Origin of the sequence: Hwangdonia sp., from assembly GCF_048381975.1 — a bacterium.
Classification (GTDB): domain Bacteria; phylum Bacteroidota; class Bacteroidia; order Flavobacteriales; family Flavobacteriaceae; genus Hwangdonia; species Hwangdonia seohaensis.
The window spans coordinates 210644-232551 of the sequence record NZ_JBLWYT010000003.1 but is presented as its reverse complement, the minus strand read 5'-3'; the positions used below and the strand labels follow the sequence as shown (position 1 = coordinate 232551).

At 33.7% G+C, this 21908-nt stretch carries 19 protein-coding genes; all 19 read left to right on the top strand.

Annotated features, from left to right (window positions below):
* The first annotated feature begins 5 nt into the window (after window positions 1-5).
* The gene (locus tag ACN5J7_RS07200; protein ID WP_418603374.1) at window positions 6-812 is read left to right on the top strand and encodes a polysaccharide pyruvyl transferase family protein; all 807 of its coding nucleotides are present in this window, start codon (window positions 6-8) and stop codon (window positions 810-812) included.
* A gap of 55 nt (window positions 813-867) precedes the next feature.
* Complete coding sequence (locus tag ACN5J7_RS07195; RefSeq protein WP_418603373.1) at window positions 868-1815, top strand: glycosyltransferase family 2 protein; 948 nt, start codon at window positions 868-870, stop codon at window positions 1813-1815.
* Window positions 1816-1823: 8 nt separating this feature from the next.
* The gene (locus ACN5J7_RS07190) at window positions 1824-2771 is read left to right on the top strand and encodes a glycosyltransferase family 2 protein (protein ID WP_418603372.1); all 948 of its coding nucleotides are present in this window, start codon (window positions 1824-1826) and stop codon (window positions 2769-2771) included.
* Window positions 2772-2816: 45 nt separating this feature from the next.
* Entirely contained in the window at window positions 2817-4070 is a 1254-nt protein-coding gene (locus ACN5J7_RS07185; RefSeq protein WP_418603371.1) for a UDP-glycosyltransferase, read from the top strand.
* Window positions 4070-5200 carry a glycosyltransferase gene (locus tag ACN5J7_RS07180; RefSeq protein ID WP_418603370.1) on the top strand — a complete coding sequence of 377 codons (1131 nt, stop codon included), beginning with the start codon at window positions 4070-4072 and terminating at the stop codon, window positions 5198-5200. The genes ACN5J7_RS07185 and ACN5J7_RS07180 overlap by 1 nt, the downstream gene beginning before the upstream one ends.
* A complete protein-coding gene (locus ACN5J7_RS07175) occupies window positions 5200-6282 on the top strand; it encodes a glycosyltransferase family 2 protein (protein ID WP_418603369.1) in 1083 nt (360 codons plus the stop codon). The genes ACN5J7_RS07180 and ACN5J7_RS07175 overlap by 1 nt, the downstream gene beginning before the upstream one ends.
* 63 nt (window positions 6283-6345) lie before the next feature.
* Window positions 6346-7347: an N-acetylneuraminate synthase family protein gene (locus tag ACN5J7_RS07170; protein WP_418603368.1), complete on the top strand. Its 1002-nt coding sequence runs from the start codon at window positions 6346-6348 to the stop codon at window positions 7345-7347.
* On the top strand, window positions 7347-8504 hold the full coding sequence (gene neuC, locus ACN5J7_RS07165) for a UDP-N-acetylglucosamine 2-epimerase (protein ID WP_418603367.1): 1158 nt from the start codon (window positions 7347-7349) through the stop codon (window positions 8502-8504). Before ACN5J7_RS07170 ends, neuC begins: the two co-directional genes overlap by 1 nt.
* Before the next feature lies 1 nt (window position 8505).
* Window positions 8506-9204, top strand: a complete 699-nt coding sequence (locus ACN5J7_RS07160) for a cytidylyltransferase domain-containing protein (protein ID WP_418603366.1) — start codon at window positions 8506-8508, stop codon at window positions 9202-9204.
* The gene (asnB, locus tag ACN5J7_RS07155; RefSeq protein WP_418603365.1) at window positions 9204-10910 is read left to right on the top strand and encodes an asparagine synthase (glutamine-hydrolyzing); all 1707 of its coding nucleotides are present in this window, start codon (window positions 9204-9206) and stop codon (window positions 10908-10910) included. The genes ACN5J7_RS07160 and asnB overlap by 1 nt, the downstream gene beginning before the upstream one ends.
* Window positions 10907-12310: a UDP-glycosyltransferase gene (locus ACN5J7_RS07150; RefSeq protein ID WP_418603364.1), complete on the top strand. Its 1404-nt coding sequence runs from the start codon at window positions 10907-10909 to the stop codon at window positions 12308-12310. Before asnB ends, ACN5J7_RS07150 begins: the two co-directional genes overlap by 4 nt.
* An 18-nt stretch (window positions 12311-12328) precedes the next feature.
* Complete coding sequence (locus tag ACN5J7_RS07145; protein ID WP_418603363.1) at window positions 12329-13762, top strand: MBOAT family O-acyltransferase; 1434 nt, start codon at window positions 12329-12331, stop codon at window positions 13760-13762.
* 1 nt (window position 13763) lies between these two features.
* Window positions 13764-14657, top strand: a complete 894-nt coding sequence (locus tag ACN5J7_RS07140) for a hypothetical protein (RefSeq protein WP_418603362.1) — start codon at window positions 13764-13766, stop codon at window positions 14655-14657.
* On the top strand, window positions 14654-15796 hold the full coding sequence (locus ACN5J7_RS07135; RefSeq protein ID WP_418603361.1) for a glycosyltransferase family 4 protein: 1143 nt from the start codon (window positions 14654-14656) through the stop codon (window positions 15794-15796). Before ACN5J7_RS07140 ends, ACN5J7_RS07135 begins: the two co-directional genes overlap by 4 nt.
* Window positions 15793-17331: a glycosyltransferase family 2 protein gene (locus ACN5J7_RS07130; protein ID WP_418603360.1), complete on the top strand. Its 1539-nt coding sequence runs from the start codon at window positions 15793-15795 to the stop codon at window positions 17329-17331. Before ACN5J7_RS07135 ends, ACN5J7_RS07130 begins: the two co-directional genes overlap by 4 nt.
* Window positions 17332-18327, top strand: a complete 996-nt coding sequence (locus ACN5J7_RS07125; RefSeq protein WP_418603359.1) for a glycosyltransferase family 2 protein — start codon at window positions 17332-17334, stop codon at window positions 18325-18327.
* Window positions 18324-19445 (top strand): glycosyltransferase, encoded by a 1122-nt coding sequence (locus ACN5J7_RS07120; protein ID WP_311940224.1) that lies wholly within the window; start codon window positions 18324-18326, stop codon window positions 19443-19445. Before ACN5J7_RS07125 ends, ACN5J7_RS07120 begins: the two co-directional genes overlap by 4 nt.
* Complete coding sequence (locus ACN5J7_RS07115; protein WP_311940226.1) at window positions 19442-20512, top strand: glycosyltransferase family 4 protein; 1071 nt, start codon at window positions 19442-19444, stop codon at window positions 20510-20512. Before ACN5J7_RS07120 ends, ACN5J7_RS07115 begins: the two co-directional genes overlap by 4 nt.
* Window positions 20509-21879 carry an O-antigen ligase family protein gene (locus ACN5J7_RS07110; protein WP_418603358.1) on the top strand — a complete coding sequence of 457 codons (1371 nt, stop codon included), beginning with the start codon at window positions 20509-20511 and terminating at the stop codon, window positions 21877-21879. Before ACN5J7_RS07115 ends, ACN5J7_RS07110 begins: the two co-directional genes overlap by 4 nt.
* Window positions 21880-21908 lie beyond the last annotated feature (29 nt).

The following is a 21908-nucleotide window of genomic DNA, read 5'->3' as shown; positions in this document are numbered from 1 at the left end:
GTGTTATGGCTATTAGATTATATAGATGGAAAGGAAAAAGACAAGATAATCTTGAAAATTACGGCGACTTATTGTCCTTGTATTTAGCTAAGAAACTATCTAATAAAAAAATTATCCCAATAAAACATCCCAGTAAAGGTTTTCAAAAATATTTTTTTAAAAATTACTTAAGTATTGGGAGCATAATTTCCTCGGCAACCGAAAAATCACTGGTTTGGGGAAGCGGCATTATTAAAGCAGATGAAAACATTCGTAAAGCCAATTTTTTAGCAGTAAGAGGGCCACGAACAAGAAAACGTATTTTAGAATTAGGCTATGATTGTCCCGAAACTTATGGCGATCCAGCTATTTTGTTACCCAATTTTTATAACCCTACGGTTCAGAAAGAATATAAAATAGGAATCATACCGCATTATGTTGACTATAATGAGATTGCTGCGGTTTTTAAGGATAATAAAACCACTAAGGTTATAGATTTAATGACCGATTCCATAGAGAAAACAACTCAAGAAATTTTAGAATGCGAACACATCATATCCTCGTCTTTACATGGGGTTATAATAGCACAGGCATATAGGATACCGGCACTTTGGGTTAAATTTTCAAATAAACTTTTTGGCGATGATATTAAGTTTTACGATTATTATGAATCGATGGATATTAACTTTACAAAAGAGTTTTTTATAGCACCAAAAGATCTATTAATAAAAAAAACAGAGCAACTTTTAGAAACCAACAAAGAAGTTTTGTTGCAAGATGAAAAAATATTAGAGTTGAGAAAAAATGAGCTGTTAAAAAGCTGCCCATTTTAAAATAATAGTATTTGTAGGCTATTAAAAATGAATTTTCAGATTTTATAAATAACCAATGAGTTTTTCAGTATCTGTTATAATTCCGGTCTTTAACGGCGAGCGTTTCATTAAAAAAGCTATCAATTCGGCAATAAGCCAACCTGAAGTTTCAGAAATTGTCGTGGTTAACGATGGCAGTACTGATAATACATTAGATGTTGCTGAACAAATGCAGCAGCAATACCCATTAATCAATATTTTTCATCATGAAAATCAATTAAACAAAGGGCGTTCGGCCAGTAGAAATTTAGGTATAAAAAACGCCACAAGACATTACATCGCTTTTTTGGATGCCGACGATTTTTATCTAGATAACCGATTCAAAAACGATAAAGAAATTTTTGAAAACAGTGATAATATTGATGGTGTTTACAATGCCATAGGTGCTTTTTTTTACAGGGAACCATCAAATTTCGAACAGAACAAACTCAAACTAACCACAGTTTCAGAACCAATAAATCCTGATGATTTATTTGAGGCTTTAACATCTTATAAAAAAGGTTATTTTTCAATTGATGGATTAACGGTTAAAAAATCGGTTTTTAATACCGTAGGCTATTTTACTGAATCGTTACAAGTTGCCGAGGACACCGAAATGATCTACAAACTCGCATTGAAACATCAATTAAAATCAGGAATAATAAACAGACCGGTGGCAATGCGCGGTGTACACGACGCCAATGTTTTCAATAATAAAAAGGTTTATAGCACCTTTACAATAAAAATGTTCGAATCGCTTTTTGCTTGGGCAAACAAAGAACACATTTCCGTAAAAAAAATGGACAGCTTGCTCAACTTGTTATGGATACATAAATTTAAAGAAGAAAACGGACTATTACAGTATATAACGTATTGGTTCGCTTTATTTTTTAACAAACCAAAATATTTGTTTTCCATTTTGAGTATCAAATACTTTCCGGTAATAAGGCTTAGAAAAAAACTTTTCCCGATTATTTATAAATAAATTATTGCATGAAAATATCAGTGATTATACCAACATTTAACCGGGGGAACCTAATCGGCGATACCTTACAAAGTATATTAAATCAAACCTATCCAAATTGGGAATGTATTGTGGTCGATGACGGGTCAACAGACAATACCAACCAAGTTGTTAATAGTTTTATTGCCAAGGACGCCCGTTTTTCTTTTTATAAAAGGCCAGAAAACAGACTAAAAGGCGCCAATGCTTGTCGTAATTTTGGATTTGAAAAAAGTAAAGGAGACATTATAAACTGGTTGGATAGCGACGATTTATTTGCTTCAAATCATTTTGAAATTCATTTAGAACAACATAAAAACAACGAGGTTGATTGCGTGGTGTCCAAAGCAAAAACATTTGAAAGCAAACCAGAAGAAACCAGTGGATTTTGGTCAAATGTAGTGCCAAAAAGCCAACCTTGGAACGACATGATTTGTGGGAGAATAAGTTGGGCAACACCAACGGTTACTTGGAAAATAAACTCTTTAGAAAGTAAGCCTTTTTGCGAAAAACTGCAAAGTTCGCAAGAATGGTTTTTTCACACCTCAATGCTGCTGAATAATGTTTCATTTAAAATAATCGATATCAATACCATCTTTGTTAGACGGCACGAAGAAAGAATAGGAAAAAGTGAAAGCCCTCAAAAATTTTTGTCCAGATTTAGCTCAAGGTTAACGATATATAAATCTTTAAAAAGTGATAAGAAACTAAATAATCATTTAGAATTCCATTTGTTTCGAGTGATGCTAAATGCATTAAAAAAATCTGCCTTTCACGGATACTTAAGTAATGTGTTTTTAATGTCGTTTCCATTATTAAGGTATGGGATAATTTCGATATATTGGAAACCCTTATACAGGGCCATTCTATTTGGGACACCTGTGTACTTTATTTTTAAAAAGGGAGAAACTTTTTTTAAACTTGAAGAACACGTTTAAAATTTAATAGTAATCAATATTTGAATATAAAATATAAAATATAAAATGAAAGTGCTGGTTTTATGTGAATCCCTGAATGAAAACGATAGTAGCGGCACCAAAGGGCGTGTGGGTTTGCTGAAAAGTTTTGTAAAAGCTGGATTTAGCGTAACCGCATTGCACTATTCTCAAAAAGACTTAGAAATTGAAGGTGTTGAATGCATTCTGGTAAAAGAAAATAAAGCAAGTTTGCTATTTGTTTTAAGTAGAATTCAACGCTTACTTTTTAGATGGTTTAAAATTAATATTAGCCCTACTGTCGATAAATTATTTGGTTTTCCTTTTGGTTTTTTTAACGATGCTAAAAGTTTATCTAAAGCCGTTAAAAAGTTTAAACCATATGATTTTCAAATGATTTGGACATTAAGTAAAGGCGATAGTTACAGGTCTCATAAAGCGGTATTAGCATTGCCCCAATGGCATAAAAAATGGTATGCATATGTGCACGATCCTTACCCTCAACAACTATATCCGCGCCCGTATAATTTTGTGCCCCACGGTTACAGAAAAAAACGCTATTTTTTCAGGGCTATTACTCAAAAAGCTAAGCGTGTAGTGTTTCCAAGCTTATTGCTCAAGGAGTGGATGCAAAGCTATTTTGTGGATGTAAAAGGTAAAAGTTTGATTATCCCACATCAACTCAGAAGCATTCCTTTCTCAAAACGAGATTTACCTAACTATTTCGATACAGATAAATTTAATTTACTGCATGCAGGTAGTTTACTGGATTTAAGAGACCCGAAGCCCATAATAGAAGCTTATAAAGAATTTTTAAACAAAGTTCCAAAAGCAAAAAATGATTCTTCTTTATTGTTCATAGGAAAAACATCCGTTTTTACCGGTTATTTATTAAAACAGCAATCACGAATCCCACAAATATATTTAAGTAAAGATTATGTGCCTTTTAAAAACGTTTATGCAATGCAACAATTGGCATCAATAAATATAATTTTGGAAGCAAAATCAGAAATCAGTCCATTTTTACCAGGAAAGTTTCCACATTGTGTAGCAGCCAATACCCCCATATTTTTAATTGGGCCATATTATAGTGAGTGTAAACGAATTTTAGGCGAAACTTATCAGTATCAATTTGATTTTGATGATGTTGATAAGCTTGCAAATGCTATGGTAGAGACTTATAAGATTTGGCAAGATGATAAAGAAATGCTAAAACTTAATCGAAAAGATTTGATACAGTATTTATCGGCAAATCACCTTAAAAAAGTTATAGATGAAACCTCTGAAAATTTAGTTGTTTAATGAAGGTTCTTATAGTTTCAATGCGCTCAATTCATACCATAAGGTGGGTGTCTCAATTAAGAGATAGTGGGCACGAGGTATTTTATTTCGATATATTAAACGGAGGTTATATAAAAGCATGGGATTGGGTAGAGCAGCATACCAATTGGCGCTATAAGTTTGGAAATTTTAAAGGGCGGGTTTTTTTGAAAAAGCATTTTCCAAAAATTCACAAGCTTTTTGAAAATAATGCAGAAAAAGAATTTGAAATTGTTTTAGATAAATTTAAACCCGATGTGGTGCATAGTTTTGTAATGTACAGTTGTTGCGTACCTATTTTAAAAAATATGCAGAAACATAAATATATTAAATGGATATACTCGGCTTGGGGTAACGATTTGTATTTTTATCAAACCGTTCCTAAATATAAAAACGACATTGTTAAAACCTTGCCAAGGATAAATTATATGTTTGCAGATTGTAATCGTGATCTTAATTTAGCCAAGGTTTTAGGTTTTGAAGGCGAAACTTTGGGTAGTTTTCCCGGAGGCGGCGGTTATAATTTATCAGATTATAATCCATATATAAAAGCACTTAATCATAGAAATATTATTTTAATAAAGGGTTACGAGCAACGTTTTGGAAAATGTTCGGTAGTGCTTAATGCGGTTTCAAAAATAATTAAAAATTTAACTGATTATAAAGTAGTTGTTTTTGGTGCTGATTTAGAGTTGAAACAGTATTTAACCAAACATACGATAAGTGATAAAATTCAGATTTTAGATTATATGCCACACAAAAAGGTTCTGGAATTAATGGGGAAATCCATCATTTATATAGGAAACAGTGTTTCTGATGGGATGCCAAATACCTTGCTCGAAGCCATTATAATGGGCGCATTCCCAATACAATCAAATCCTGGGGGCGCCACTGCCGAAATTATAAAGCATCAGGAAAACGGATTGTTAATTGGCGATGCCGAAAACACAGATCTAATTCAAGAATTAATTTTGCAAGCCATCAACAGTAAAAAAATGATTGAAAATGCATTTAATCATAATCAAAAACTAAAACATAATTTAGATTTTAAGGTGATTCAAAAACAAGTATTGCAAGCCTATAATCAAGTTGAAAATGAATTGACAAAATAATGTTAGAAATTATTTTTCCATATCGAAATCGAGGTATTGAACGCGTAAAGAAATCGTTAGATGCTTTGGCTAATCAAACCAATAAAAATTTTTCAGTCCATTTTGTCGATTATGGATCCGATATCGAAACCGCTAAACAAGTTGAGGTATTAATACAGAATTACAGCTTTGCAAAGTATCAATATCATCCAACCAACTTTCAGCCATGGAATAAATCCAGGGCTTTAAATACCGTTATTAAGCAGCTAAAAGCAGGGTTTTGTTTTGTAGCAGATATCGATATGATTTTTCATCCTGAATTTGTTGCTCGTGCTATCACACTTCAAAAAGAAAATACAGCTACTTATTTTAAAGTGGGTTTTCTATCTGAAAACGAAACTAAATATTCAAAACAATTCAATGCTTATTCCATAAATTTTGAAAGCACCCACGAAGCAACCGGCTTAACCATGTTTCCTGTAAAAGCATTACATGAAGTAAAAGGGTTCGATGAGTTTTATCATTTTTGGGGTGCCGAAGATACCGATGTACATGTGCGTTTAAAAAACGATGGATGCAAGATTGTTTACTATGAAAAAGAAATTTTGCTATTGCACCAATGGCATAAAAGTTATAGAAGCAAAGAATCCCAAAATATCACATCAGATTTGCAGCTTGGTGGAGTTGTAAGGTTAAATCACCAACATTTAATGTATGCAGGTTTTAATAACAAAACCAGTGTAAATCTGTGTAAATGGGGCGAACCGCTTTCCAAAGAGAATTATCGATCCTTGATGGGTTTTTCTGGTGAATCGAAAAAAATCTTAAACAGAAAAGAAGCTATTGATTTCTTGTTGTTTTGTAAACTTCCAGAAGTTGATAAAACGGTGATGCGCTTTGAAGTTGGATTAGACGATTTTCAGAACTCTATAAAATATAAAGTAAAAAGATTATTAGGTAAAAAAACTCCGAGTTACTACACTTTAAAAGAGGTTAATGATATGCTGTTAACCCATATTATAGCGTTTTACAGAGATTACGATTATATATATAGAGTATTTGAATCTGAGAACAAAATAGAATTAACGCTTAAAAAACCTTAATTTCCAATGGCTTTTAAACAAGGATTTGTGTTGCAAAACCACTTTAAATATTATATTTGATTGATGGGAGTTTTTACAATAGCAGAAATTGGTCAAGCTCATAACGGGAGCATAGAAAAGCTACATAAATACATTGATGAAGTAGCAAAAACAAGGGTTGATGCCATAAAGTTTCAGACCCATATCGCCGATGCCGAAAGCAGTATTTATGAACCTTTTAGGGTAAAGTTTACCAATGAATACGCCACGAGATTCGACTATTGGAAAGCCATGGAGTTTTCTGAAGAACAATGGATTGAAATAGGAAAGCACTGTAAAAAAGAAGGTTTAACCTTTATTAGCAGTCCGTTTAGCAATGCCGCCGTAGATGTGTTGGAGCGAGCCGAAGTAGAGCAGTACAAAATTGGGAGTGGAGAAATTACTAATTTTTTACTATTAAAAAAGGTGGTTGATACAGGAAAACCAATTATCATTTCAAGTGGCATGAGCTCGATTGAAGAGTTAAATAAAACGGTTGGTTTTTTAAAAAAACACGATGCCAATTTTTCTATTTTGCAATGCTCAACAAGCTATCCAACTAACCCTAAAAACTACGGATTAAATGTAATTAACGAACTAAAAGGACTTTACGGTGTACCCGTTGGGTTTTCTGATCATTCTGCAAAAACAGCAACTGGAATAGCTGCTGTGGCTTTAGGAGCAGAGATTTTAGAGTTTCACGTGGTTTTTAATAGAGATGAATTTGGGCCAGATGTTACCTCTTCGTTAACCATTAACGAAACCATCGAATTGGTTAGAAGCGTCAAGCAAATTCACGAAGCATTAAAACATCCTGTTGATAAAAAAGATAATAGCGCTTTTGCGGATTTAAAACAGATTTTCGAAAAATCGCTAGCCGTAAATAAAGATTTAAAAAAAGGGCACAGTATTACTTTTAACGATTTAGAAGCCAAAAAACCAAAAGGCTATGGCATCGATGCCTCAAAATATAAGTTGGTTTTAGGAAAAAAGATTAATAAAAATTTGAGTCAGTGGGATTTTTTAAATAATGAAGATATAGTATAATGACAAATCGTAAAATATGTGCAGTAATTACAGCACGACCATCTTATAGCCGAGTAAAAACAGCATTACAGGCAATTAAAGACCACCCTAAGTTGGAGTTGCAATTAGTAGTTGCAGGCTCAGCATTATTGGATAGATATGGCAATACCTTAGATTTTATTGAAAAAGACGGGTTTGTTGTAAACGAAAAAGTCTTTATGGTTTTAGAGGGCGAAAATAAAACTGCCATGGCAAAAACCACGGGTTTAGGTGTTATGGAGCTCGCCAATGTGTTTTACAACCTGCAACCCGATGCGGTCTTAACCATTGCCGATCGTTTTGAAACCATTGCCACCTCCATTGCCGCGGCTTATCAAAATATACCATTAGTGCATTTGCAAGGTGGAGAGGTAACGGGTAATATCGATGAGAAAGTACGGCATGCCAATACAAAATTAGCCGATATTCATTTAGTGGCTTCAGAAGATGCAAAAAAACGCGTAGAGAAAATGGGCGAAGATTCTGCTTATGTTTTCAATACGGGTTGCCCGTCCTTAGATATTGCTGCCCAAGTTTTAAAGGCTCCACAATTGGATTTCAACCCTATTGAAAAATACGGTGGCGTCGGTGGCAATATTTCTTCAAAGGGCGATTATTTAGTGGTTATGCAACACCCGGTTACCAACGAGTATAAAGCCGCTAGGGAAAATGTTTTGAAGACATTAAGGGTTATTGACGATTTAAATATACCTACGTTCTGGTTTTGGCCTAATGTAGATGCCGGAGCAGATGGGACATCAAATGGCATCCGGTCTTATCGTGAAATCAATAAACCCAAAAACATCCATTTTTTTAAAAATATGGAATCTGTAGATTTTTTAAAACTGCTCGTCAACAGTAAATGCCTCGTTGGAAATAGCAGTGTGGGCATTCGGGAATGTTCGTTTTTAGGCGTACCTGTGGTTAATATCGGCACCCGACAAAACCGACGATTGCGAGGCGAAAATGTTATCGATATAGATTATAATGAAGATGCAATTAAAAACGCGATAAAATCACAATTAGCCAATCCAAAGAAGACTAAAAGCAATGTTTACGGAAATGGAGATAGCGGTAAGAAAATAGCTGAGGTTTTAGCGAATACAGACCTGCACTTTCATAAAACCATCATGTATTAAAATGAAAATATTAGGGCTCATACCAGCACGGGGTGGCAGTAAAGGTATTCCGAACAAAAACCGAAAGGTGTTAAACGGAAAACCCTTGTTGCAATATACAATTGAGGCTGCTTTAGGCTCTAAGTTACTCAACCGGGTTGTGTTTTCTTCTGAAGATGAAACGCTTATCAAATTAGCTAAATCGTTGGGGGTGGAGGTGCCTTTTGTGCGTCCTTCAAATTTATCAAATGATAATTCCGGTACGTTAGAAGTGGTGCAACACGCCATAAAAAACCTTAAAGAAAACGGTGATGGTTTTGATGCTGTTTGCCTGCTTCAGGTAACCAATCCGTTTAGGACTTCAGAGTTTATTGATGAGGCTATAAAAAAATTTAAAACTTCTGGGGCAGACACGCTGCTTTCAGTTTTAAAAGTACCACATGAATACAATCCGCATTGGACGTTTAAAGTGTCTGAATCGGGGCATTTAAAATTGGCTACGGGAGAAAAACAAATCATAAAAAGACGTCAAGATTTACCCGATGTCTATCATCGAGATGGTGCCATTTATTTAATAAAATCAGATACCATTTTAAACCAAAACACGATTTACGGAAAAACGATTAGCTATATAGAATCCAACCCCAAACGCCATATAAATATTGATACAGCCAAAGATTGGGAAAAAGCAGTAGAATTGTCAAAAAACCTTAACCTATAATGTGTGGAATAGCGGGAATTATTGGGCAAAAAGCTTCCGAAGGGAGTTTGCAAAAAATGCTTTTGGCACAAAGGCACCGTGGTCCTGATTTTACGGGAACTTTCTTAAAAAATGATGTGGCATTGGGGCATAATAGGCTTTCGATAATCGATACCTCTCCCAATGCGAATCAACCCTTTATTTCAAATTGCAAAAGATATATTTTATGCTTTAATGGCGAAATATATAATTATCTCGAATTAAAAAACGAACTGCAAAACTGTTACGATTTCAAAACGGTTTCAGATACCGAAGTACTGTTAGCCGCCTATATTAAATGGGGAGAAAACTGTTTGCATCGATTAAACGGCATGTTCTCGTTTACCATTTGGGACACTAATAAACAGGCTCTTTTTGCCGCTCGTGATAGGTTTGGGGTTAAGCCTTTTTATTATGCACATAAAGGCGGTTCTTTCTATTTTGCCTCCGAAATAAAAACACTTTTTACTGGAGGAATTCAAAAGAAAACAAACGATTCGGTTTGGGCAAACTACTTTGTTTATGGCAGTTACGGCATGCCAAACGAAACATTTTGGGAAAATGTAAACCAATTACCTGGTGGTTGTTTTTTGTGCTTTAAAAAAGGAAATATTTCCACCAAAAGATGGTATGTCTTTGAAAACGAAATAAAAAAATATAAAGAAAAATTACCTTTTGAAGACGTTAAAGCTATCTATAAAAACTTATTGGAAGATAGTATTAAACTACGATTTCGCTCTGATGTGCCCATAGGGTTTAATGTGAGTGGCGGATTGGACAGTTCCGCTCTTTTAGCCTTGGTGAATAAAAACGAAAAAGGACAAAACATAAACGCTTACACTTTTTATACAAACAATTCGGATTATGATGAATTACCTTGGGTTGAAAGTCTTTTAAAACATACAAAGAATCCGTTGGAAAAAGTACGTTTTAATGCTAATCAAGTCAAAGAACTTAGTGATACCATGTCAACTTATCAAGACGAGCCCTTTGGCGGAGTGCCCACAATGGCTTACGCTGAAATTTTCAAAAAAGCCAGAAAAGATGGCGTTATCGTTTTGTTGGATGGACAAGGTATGGACGAGCAATGGGCGGGTTACGACTATTATTTGAATAACAACAATAGCGTGATTCAAGGTGTTAATAAATCACCGTTTAAACCTGAAATTTTAAATGATGAATTTTTAAAACTTGCTAAAAAACCAGAGTATCCCAAACCTTTTGATAGCAATCTTTTAAACTTACAATTCAGGGATTTGTTTTACACCAAAATTCCGAGGGCATTGCGTTTTAACGATCGCATTTCCATGGCCAATAGTACAGAATTAAGAGAACCTTTTTTAGATTATAGGCTAGTTGAATTTGCTTTTGCCCAACCGTTAAATTATAAAATCAAAGATGGCATACAAAAGTATTTATTAAGATCTTTAACCTCTGAATATTTATCGGATGATGTAACGTATGCACCCAAACGCCCCTTGCAAACACCACAACGTGAATGGTTGGCCAATAATTTAAAAGATTGGGTGCAGTTAAAAATAGACACATTAAAAAATGTGGACTGGTTTAATGAAGCATTAATGGAAAAAGAATTACAATATTATTTTAATAAAAATCAGGACAGCAGTTTTCATATCTGGCAGTGGATTAATACGAGTCTGCTCTTAAATTCGAGCAAAAATACATGAAAAATAAGGTTTTTGTTTTAGTTTCCGATGGTGTTAGCCTTCGCAATTTTGCTTATACCTCCTTTTATAAATTAGGAATTGCGCAAGGTTACGATGTTGTTTTTTGGAATGCCACACCTTTTAATTTGGAGCAACTTAACTTAAAAGAAGTTAAAATAAATAATGCTAAACCAGGTGCGTTTTCAGATGTATTAAAAACGGCATTAATAAGAATTGAACTGAATCTGTTTTCAAAACGCGATAAGGATGATATCTATCATAAATACAAGTTTCCGTTATCTTATAAAAGCATTAAAGCTTCGGTTAAAAGTTTAATTGTTCAAAGTTATATTACACGATATAGTTCTGAAAAAGGCATTCTAAAAATACGTCAAAAAATAGCTTCTTCAGAAAGAAAGACAAGCTATTATAAAGATTGCAAAACCACTTTGGAAACCGAAAAGCCAGACTTCATTTTGTCAACCAGCCAACGTGCATTAACCGCCTTTGCGCCTTTAACGGCAGCACAAGATTTAAATATACCAACGGCATCGTTTATTTACTCATGGGATAATATCCCTAAAGCGACAACGGTAGTAACAACTGATTTTTATTTTGTTTGGAGTACATATATGAAAAACGAGTTGCTCCATTATCAGCGTTACATAGCGTCAAATCAAATTAGAGTAACGGGCACACCTCAATTTGAAAATCATTTTGATATAGCTTTACAGGAATCAAAAACAGACTTCTTCAAATCCCATAATTTAGATTTGAATAAAAAATATATTTGTTTTAGTGGTGATGATATAACCACTTCACCCAAAGATGAAATGTATTTACGAGACCTTGCAAAAGCTGTGAGAAGCCTCAATAAAAAAGAGCATAATCTGGGTGTGGTATTTAGAAAATGCCCTGTTGATTTTTCGGATAGATATGATGCCGTAATTAAAGAATACAACGATGTAATTGTGCCCATAGAACCAAAATGGAAAAAAATGGGAGCAGCTTGGAACAGCATTTTACCAACCAAAGAAGATTACAAATTGCAAACCAACATTATTGCACATACCGAATGCGTTGTAAATTTAGGATCGTCTATGGTGTTTGATTATGCGGCACATAATAAACCTTGTGCTTTTATAGATTATAATTATTTAAACGCTTCAAATTCGTATAAAAAAGGTGTGTATGTTTATGATTTTGTCCATTTTAGGTCAATGCCTTCTTCGGAAGCCGTAATTTGGTTGTCTAACCCAAACACTATGGCAGACCAATTGGCAGCGGTTTTGGAAAACCCATCAAAAACAATATCAAAAGCTAGGGCGTGGTTTGAGATTATCAATGCACATCCACCAGAGCATGCTTGTAATCGTTTTTGGGAAGAGATAGAAAAATTGGTGATTAAAAATGATGCCTAAAATTTTAAACAATTAACAATGCTCTTCAACTCCATAGCTTTTCTAGTATTTTTGCCAGCTACCTTTTCTTTGTATTGGTTTTTGCTTAAAAAAAGTACAAAAGGTCAAAATATACTGTTGTTGTTGGCGAGTTATTTTTTCTACGGCTGGTGGGATTATCGCTTTTTAATTCTTATTGCATTAAGCACCATTGTTGATTATTTTGTAGGGTTATCGCTTGAAAAAGAATCAGTTGCTAAAAAGCGAAAACGTTTATTGGGTTTTAGTTTAACATTCAATTTGGGGTTATTGGGTTTTTTTAAATACTACAATTTTTTTATTGAAAGTTGGATTGATGCTTGGCAAAACATAGGTGTCGAAATGCATGCCTCAACCCTAAATATTGTACTGCCAGTTGGTATTTCGTTTTATACCTTTCAAACCCTAAGTTATACTATAGATGTTTATCGTAAAAAACTCCAACCAACACATAATTTTATCAACTTTGCCACCTTTGTGGCTTTCTTTCCGCAATTGGTAGCTGGCCCCATTGAACGCGCCACAAACTTATTGCCTCAATTTTCTGTAAAAAGAAATTTTAATACCGAAAGGGCCATATCTGGCATACATTTGATTATTTGGGGCTTGTTTAAAAAAATAGTAATTGCCGATAGTTGTGCGACCTATGTAAATGCCATTTTTAGCGATTACGAAACACTAAATACATTAACGCTGTGCATTGGGGCTATCTATTTTGCATTCCAGATTTATGGCGATTTTTCTGGTTATAGCGATATAGCCATTGGTACAGCCAGATTATTTGGTTTTGAATTAATGCGAAACTTTAATCTGCCTTATTTTTCCAGAGATGTGGCAGAGTTTTGGCGCAGGTGGCATATATCTTTATCAACATGGTTTCGCGATTATTTATACATTCCTTTAGGTGGCTCAAGAGGAAATAAGGCTAACCAATTACGTAACGTATTCATTATATTTTTAGTAAGTGGTTTTTGGCACGGAGCCAATTGGACTTTTATTATTTGGGGGACGTTGCATGCCGTTTTTTTCATTCCTCTATTATTAAGAAAGCAAAACAGGAAACATTTAAACCAAGTTTCAGAGACAACATTAATACCATCCTTTGGAGAGCTATTTAAAATGCTTAAAACCTTTGCACTTGTTACATTAGCTTGGGTGTTTTTTAGGGCCGACAATGTGTCTATTGCAATTGGCTATCTACAAAGATTAGCGCTAAACCTGAATTTTAAAATTGAATATTTAACAATTGAAAGATATAGTATAGAAATGTTTGCTCTTATAGGTATATTTATACTTTTAGAATGGTTTAACAGGCAAAAGGAACATCCTTTTTCCGGTAGATTTAAATGGATTAAGATTACAGGTGTCATGCTTATGCTACTTCTTTTTGGAGTATATTCAGACCACCAAGAATTTATATATTTCCAGTTTTAATATGAAGGAATTTTTAGGGTACATATTTAAAATACTTATTATTGCTTTCGTTGTCATGTATGTTTTTGATAAGGTTTATTCCTATACCTTCCAAAATGGAACTCCGAGAAATAAAATTCATAAAATATTACAATTAAAAAACCAACATTACGATTATGCTTTTTTGGGTTCGTCAAGAACCGAAAACCATATAGATTGTGAACTTGTTGAAAAATTAACAGGGAAGTCCTGTATAAACTTAGCTATTTCGGGTGGGACTATAGGCGACATGTTAATATTAATGACCATTGCAGAATCTAAAGGAATCACCTTTAACGAGGTCATTTTACAAGTGGATTATAGCTATAACAGTTCAGGGATATCCAATAATTTTAGGGCAAGTTTAGTTCCGTATATAAATCATAAAGTGGTAAAGCAACAACTAGTTAAAAATGGAGAAAGTGTGTTTTATAATTACATCCCCTTTTATCGCTATTTAAAATACGATAAAGTAGTTGGTTTTAGAGAGTTTTTTTCGGTGCTTTTTAATAAGAAACCTAAAACAGATCTTAATGTAGGCTTTGCTCCAAAAACAGGACAAGGGTTGGCGGTTTCCGGTAAATTACCCGATAAATTTAAAGCTGAAAATGATGAGTTGACCGCACTATTCAGACTTATGGAAAAGCGGAATACAAAGGTGGTTTGTTTCACAGCACCCTATTGTAAAAATATTGAAAACCGAGCGTTTATGCGTACTTTAAAATCCCGAGTCCCTGATTTAAATGATTACATTTCAATATTTGATAACAATCCCGAGTTTTTCTTTAATTGCGGACACCTTAACATTGAAGGCGCTAGAGCCTTTACTAAAATTATTACCGAAGACCTGATTCAACCTACAAAAACTAATCTATGAAAATTGCCTTTTTGACTCCCGAATACCCACATAGACGTACAGGTACAGCAGGTGGCATTGGCACCAGTATACTAAACTTAACAAAAGGTTTAACTGCGCTAGGGCATCAAGTTGTTATTTTGGTTTACGGGCAAGATAAAGATGCTTATTTTGAAGAAGATAACGTGCAGTATTATAAAATAAAGAATATTAAAATTAAAGGTTTATCGTTTTATTTTACCCAAAAAAAAGTAGAGCGTTTAATTGATAAATTATATTCCGAAAATAAGATTGATATTGTTGAAGCGCCAGATTGGACAGGCTTTACAGCATTTATAAACCCTAAATGCCCATTGGTAATTAGAGAAAATGGTAGCGACACCTATTTTTGTCATTTGGATAATCGACCAGTAAAGTTTAAAAATAAATATCTCGAAAGACGGGCCTTAAAAAAAGCCGATGCCATTATTTCGGTAAGTCATTTTACTGGAACCGTTACCAATAAGTTATTCAAATTAAAAAGACCTTTTACTGTAATTCCCAATGCTATCGATGTTTCGGCTTTTAAGCCATTGCCAAAAACAGATACTCGACTTACCATTTTATATTTTGGAACATTAATACGAAAAAAAGGCCTGTTGGAGTTACCGGAAATTTTCAATAAAGTGCATGCTGAAAATAAAGAAGCAAAACTTGTTTTAGTGGGGAAAGACAGTCCGGATATTTTTACGAATTCTAAATCCACTTGGGCATTAATGCAGCCTTTGTTTAATGCAAATGCTATAAAAAAAGTAAACTATTTGGGTGCTGTACCTTATAAAGACATGCAAGATTTAATACTGCAAGCTACAGTTTGTGTGTTCCCTACATTTGCAGAAGCTTTACCGGTATCATGGATTGAGGCTATGGCGATGGAAAAACCCATTGTAGCCTCCAATGTGGGTTGGGCAAAAGAAGTGATTTCAGATGGGATTAATGGCTATTTAGTGCATCCAAAAGACCATACAGCCTATGCAAACCGAATTGTTGAGCTCATGGAAAACACTAGTCTGCAAACAGACTTTGGTAAAGCCGCTAGAAAAAAAGCAATCACTACGTTTAGTGCAGAAGTAGTTGCAAAACAGAGTGTTGAATTTTATAAATCGATGGTTACTTCATGATAATAGTGTTTCATAAACAAGGTAAAATTACAGATTTGAGAGGCGACTCTCAGCCTAATTTACATGTTTATACACAAAAGAAGGTAACGTCATCGTTATTCGATTTGGCATCAAATCACCCAAATTGTATTTTAGTTTGGTGCCACGAATCTCTAAAAGAACATATTAATATTGAAGGTATAAAGGCATCTTTTCATCTTAAAAACATGATGCTTTCTTATGGGGCAAACCCATATTTTTCCAACCGGATTGGTTATGTTGAAGATTCTCCATTTTTAAAAATAAATAAAACCGTAAAATACCCAACATGGTCAATGAGTAGTCAAGTTGGCGCTATTTACGCATCGCAGCTATTAAAGTTTAAAAACAAAATACAGTTGAACGATACTTTCGATTTTGTTTTAAACACCATGGCAAAACAGGGCATGCCCAATGGTTTGTTTTGTTATTCCGAGCCTAAACTTTTAAATAAAAATGCCGCTTTTATTCATTCTGAAACAGCTTCAAACATTCAATTGTTTAAGTTTGTAAAACTACATTATAAAAGTGTTTGGAGCAGTTTATTGCTTCTTAATATTATAGTAAACGAAGCTAAGTTTCCTATATGGGCTTTTGTTCGGAATTTGCTTAAAAGACAACAAAAATTCAAGTTGAAATTTGATTTAGAACCTCTTGATAAACAAGTTATAAAAACGAGCTCGACAATAGATGTTATTATTCCAACCATCGGGAGAAAAGAATATTTGCATAATGTGTTAAAAGACTTGTCAAATCAAGCTTTATTGCCCACAAAGGTGATTATTGTTGAACAAAATGAAGCTATTAATAGTAAAACGGAATTGAATTTTATCGAAAATGAAAAGTGGCCTTTTAGTATTGTTCATAAATTTATACATCAAACAGGAGCATGCAACGCCCGTAATTTGGCTTTAAAAGAAACAACCTCAAACTATGTTTTTTTTGCTGATGATGACATAAGATTTAATGAAAATTTATTGTTAAATAGCATTAATTTTATGCATGAGAATTATATAAATGCGATGACTCTAAGTTGTTTAAGGAAAGATGAAGTAGAAGTTTTTAAAACCACATTTCAGTGGTCGTCATTTGGTTCGGGTTGTAGTATCGTAAAACGTAATGTTTTAAATAAAACCGAATTTAATGTAGCTTATGAACATGGTTTTGGAGAAGATGCCGATTATGGCATGCAATTAAGGAATCTTGGATTAGATATCATATATTATCCAAAAGAAACAATAATGCATCTAAAAGCACCCGTAGGTGGTTTTCGTGTACCGCACAAGCACCCTTGGCAAAAGGAGCTCGAAGTGCAACCCAAACCTTCCCCATCAGTAATGCTGTATCGATTGAATAATTCAACTCCGCAACAAGTTTTGGGTTACAAAACTAAGCTGTTTTTTAAATACTATAAAGCGCAAAAAGTTAAAAATCCAATAATGTATTATAAACGATTTAAAAAGCAATGGGCACAAAGTTTGTTTTGGGCTAATATTTTAAAAGAACAAGATAAATAAATGAAACTTTCATTAATTATATGTACCTATATGCGGAGCGAACCTTTATTGAAGTTGCTGTTTTCAGTAAAGGAACAAACCCTATATCCCAATGAAATATTAATTATCGACAGCTCTATTGATGATAAAACGAAACAACTATTTAAAAACCATACCTTTAAAAACCTAAGTTATTATAAAGTTGAAGAAAAGGACAGAGGCCTAACCAAACAACGTAATTTCGGAATTAATTTAGTTGATGAAACTTCAGAAATTATTTGTTTTTTAGACGACGATATTATTGTGAAACCAAATTACTTTGAAAATCTAATAACTACCTACAAAGAAAAACAAGATGCTTTGGCTGTTGGCGGTTATATTTTAAATGATAATGTATGGAAGTTGTCCGATAATAAAAACAATAACAACAATTTCTATTTTGATGGCTGGATGCGCAACGAACCAGCACGTTTTAAATTAAGACGAAAGTTTGGTTTGCTTCCAGATAAAATTCCTGGTTTTTTCCCAACCTTTGCCCACGGAAGATCTGTTGGTTTTTTGCCGCCTTCTGGAAAAATTTATCATGTGGAACAAATTATGGGGGGCGTATCGTCATATAAAAAAGAGATTTTTGAGCAACTTAATTTTTCAACCTATTTTGAAGGCTACGGATTGTACGAAGATGCCGATTTTAGTTTACGGCTCTCAAAAATAGGTAAGCTTTACGTAAACACTGCAGCCCAATTGTACCATTATCACGACGATTCAGGCAGACCAAATAAGTACAAATATGGTAAAATGGTAGTAAGAAACGGGTGGTATGTTTGGCGTGTAAAATATCCAAACCCCACTTTAAAATCTAGAATAAAATGGAATGCCACTTCGTTTTTGTTAACGATTATCAGGTTTACAAATGTTGTAAATACAAATAAGAAGAAAGAGGCTTTAACCGAAAGTTTGGGTAGGATAGTAGGTTGGTGGTCATTAGTTTTTAATAAACCAAAAGTGCAATTATGAGGTTTTTAATCATTTCGCACACCAAACATAAGCAGCAAAATAATGTGCTTTATGCTTATGCGCCTTATGTTCGCGAAATGAATTTATGGTTAAAATATGTAGATGAAATTGAAATTGTAGCTCCAAAAATAAAGACTCCTATTTCAACTATCGAAATGGCGTACAGACATGATAATATTCGCCTTAACACCGTACCCTCAATAGCATTTACTTCGATTAAAAAGGGGTTAGAATCCTTTATTAAAATTCCAATAATTTTCATTTCTATTTTTCAGGCCTGCAAAAGAGCCGACCATATTCATTTACGTTGCCCCGGAAATATTGGGCTTTTGGGGAGTTTGGTTCAAATATGTTTTCCAAAAAAAATAAAAACCGCAAAATACGCTGGCAATTGGGATCCAAAAAGCAAACAACCATTAAGTTACAAATTTCAACAATGGATTTTAAGCAACACGTTTTTTACTAAAAATATGCAAGTGTTGGTTTATGGCCATTGGAAAAACCAAGCCAAAAATATTAAGCCGTTTTTTACGGCCTCATTTTCTGAAAAAGATAGAGTTAAGGTTGAAGAACGCGATTATAATAACAGGTTGCACTTTGTTTTTATAGGGACTTTGGTAAAAGGAAAACGACCCCTTTTTGCTATTAAATTGGTGGAACAATTAAAAAAAGAAAACAAAAATGTTTTTTTGGAACTTTATGGGGAAGGACTTTTAAAAGAAACGCTCAACGATTATGTAATTAAAAATGGTTTAAAAGATGTTGTTTTATTTAAAGGCAACCATAGCGCGTCGATAATTAAACACACGCTGAAAAGAGCACATTTTTTAATACTGGCATCAAAGTCCGAAGGTTGGCCCAAAGCCATTGCCGAAGCTATGTTTTTCGGAACTATTCCAATTGCTACCAAAATTTCGTGTCTACCGTTTATGCTTGATTATGGAAATCGCGGTATTTTGATTGATGAAAATTTGGATACGGCCATCCATCACCTTACGAATCATTTAAAAAATGAATCGCTCTTAAAATCTATTTCGAAAAACGCTAGTAATTGGTCTCAAAATTATACTTTAGAAGCCTTTGAAAAAGAAATTGTTAAATTGTTAAAGCCACAATGAAAGTATTACAATTAATAGATTCTTTACAAACTGGAGGTGCAGAACGCACTGCGGTAAATTATGCTAATTTACTGGCTGATTTAATTGATAAATCTTTTTTGTGCGCAACACGTTTAGAAGGTGCATTAAAAACAACCATAGACAAAGATGTTGGATATGTGTTCTTAAATAAAAAAAACACCATCGATTTTAAAGCCATAAAAAAACTGAATGCATTTATTAAAATGCACGACATTGATTTTGTGCACGCGCATTCTACATCCTATGTGCAAGCAGCTATTTTAAAAATATTTAATAGTCGTATTCAGGTCATATGGCATGATCATAATGGAAATAGAAATTCCCACGGCTTATTTAAAAATTTGGTGTTAAAGTTCTGCTCGATTTTTTTTAATAAAGTAATTGTGGTCAACACCAATTTAAAGCTTTGGGCAGAAAAAAACCTATTTACAAAAAACATATACTACCTATCTAATTTTTCTGTTTTAACAGAAGAAAAACAACGCACAGTTTTAAAAGGAAATATCGGGAAACGTATTGTTTGTTTGGCAAATTTAAGGCATCCCAAAAACCATATACTGCTTTTAAATGCATTTAAAAATATTTCAGACTATAAAACTGATTGGAGTTTACACTTAATAGGCGAAGATTTTAACGATGCCTATTCAAACCAAATAATAGCATATATTATTGAAAACAAACTAGAGGATCACGTTTTTTTATATGGCTTAAGGCAAGATATAAATTATATTTTATCACAATGTGATATTGGGGTATTATCCTCGTCATCAGAAGGGTTACCATTGTCTTTGTTAGAATACGGATTAGCTAAACTAGCTGTTGTAGCTACTAATGTTGGCGATTGTAATAAAGTGATAACTAACAATTCAGAAGGTATATTGGTAAATTCTAATGATGTAGATGCATTTTCAAAAGGCTTATTAAAATATATCAATAATGAAGACGAGCGCACACAAGCTGGCGAAATGCTGTATAAAAATGTAACTAATAATTTTAGTGCTAAAAAAAACTTAGAGCAATTAATTTCAATTTATAACAAAGCGTGAAACAGTATAGTTACATAACGTTAATCGTGTTTCATGTGGCTTTAGCTGTGGGCATATTTATTTTTGAGCCCTTATCTAAAGTTTACTTTATAGCCATTCTAGCTATTAGTTTATACAGCATCATAAATGCTCCAGCAAAAAAACGATATGTATATGTTTTGGGAGCGTGTGCGTATGTGGTTGGTTCAGAGGTGTTTTTAAGGATGACTGGAGGCAATTTTATATACGAAGCATCAAAGTATTTTGTTATTTTATTTGTTTTGTTAGGTATGGCTTTGGGCGATGGTATTGGTAAAAAATCATATATATACTTTATGTATATTTTGGCTTTAATACCCGGCATTGTTGTGGCAGCCAACACCTTGGGCTTTGAAACCAATGTAAGAACAGCTATTGCTTTTAACTTAAGCGGACCAATTTGTTTAGGAATAGTGGCCTTATACAGTTATAAACGAAATGTAACAATTGTAGCACTACAGAATATTTTATTAGCCGCAGTTTTACCAATAATAACTACAACAGCTTATTTGTTTTTATATAGCCCCAGTATTGAAGCCATTTTGTCTGGAACTCAGTCAAATTTTGAAGCTTCAGGAGGGTTTGGGCCAAATCAAGTGTCAACCGTATTGGGTTTAGGTGTTTTTTTATTGGCAGGCAGATTGTTTTTGCAATCCAAAACACTTTTTTTAAAGATTTTAAACGTTTCAATATTAGGCTTAATGGCATACAGGGCTATCATCACATTTAGTAGAGGGGGCGTTTTCGTTGCCGTTGTCATAATTTTAGCTTTTATTGCTGTGTTTTATTTTAAATCTTCGTCCAAAACAAAGCTACGGCTAACGTTTACATTACTGATTTTAGGATTGGCAATATTGTTAACATGGTATGTTAGCTCTTTTAATACAGGAGGCTTAATAGATAAACGTTATAATAATCAAGACGCAATTGGCAGAACAAAAGACGATGTAACCACGGGAAGGACAGGTTTGCTAACAAACGAATTAAACGAATTTTTCGAAAATCCATTTTTAGGCGTTGGCGTTGGTAAATTAAAGGAGTTACGATTTGAAAAAGAAGGCATACAAGCTGCATCGCATAACGAAATGAGTAGAATAATTGGAGAACACGGTATTTTTGGCGTGGTAGCTTTTTCAATACTATTGCTAGCACCATTGTTTTTAAGGTTTAAAAACAAAAAAAACATATATTTCTTTTCCTTTTACTTATTTTGGTTTTTAACCATTAACCATTCATCCATGCGTATCGCAGCACCTGCATTTATTTATGGCTTATGTCTATTAAATATTCAGTTTGAAAAGCGAACCAACAAAAAAAGCATACCCATTAAAATACAGCATCGCGAATAGCAAATGACATCTGAGCTAATGAAAAGCAA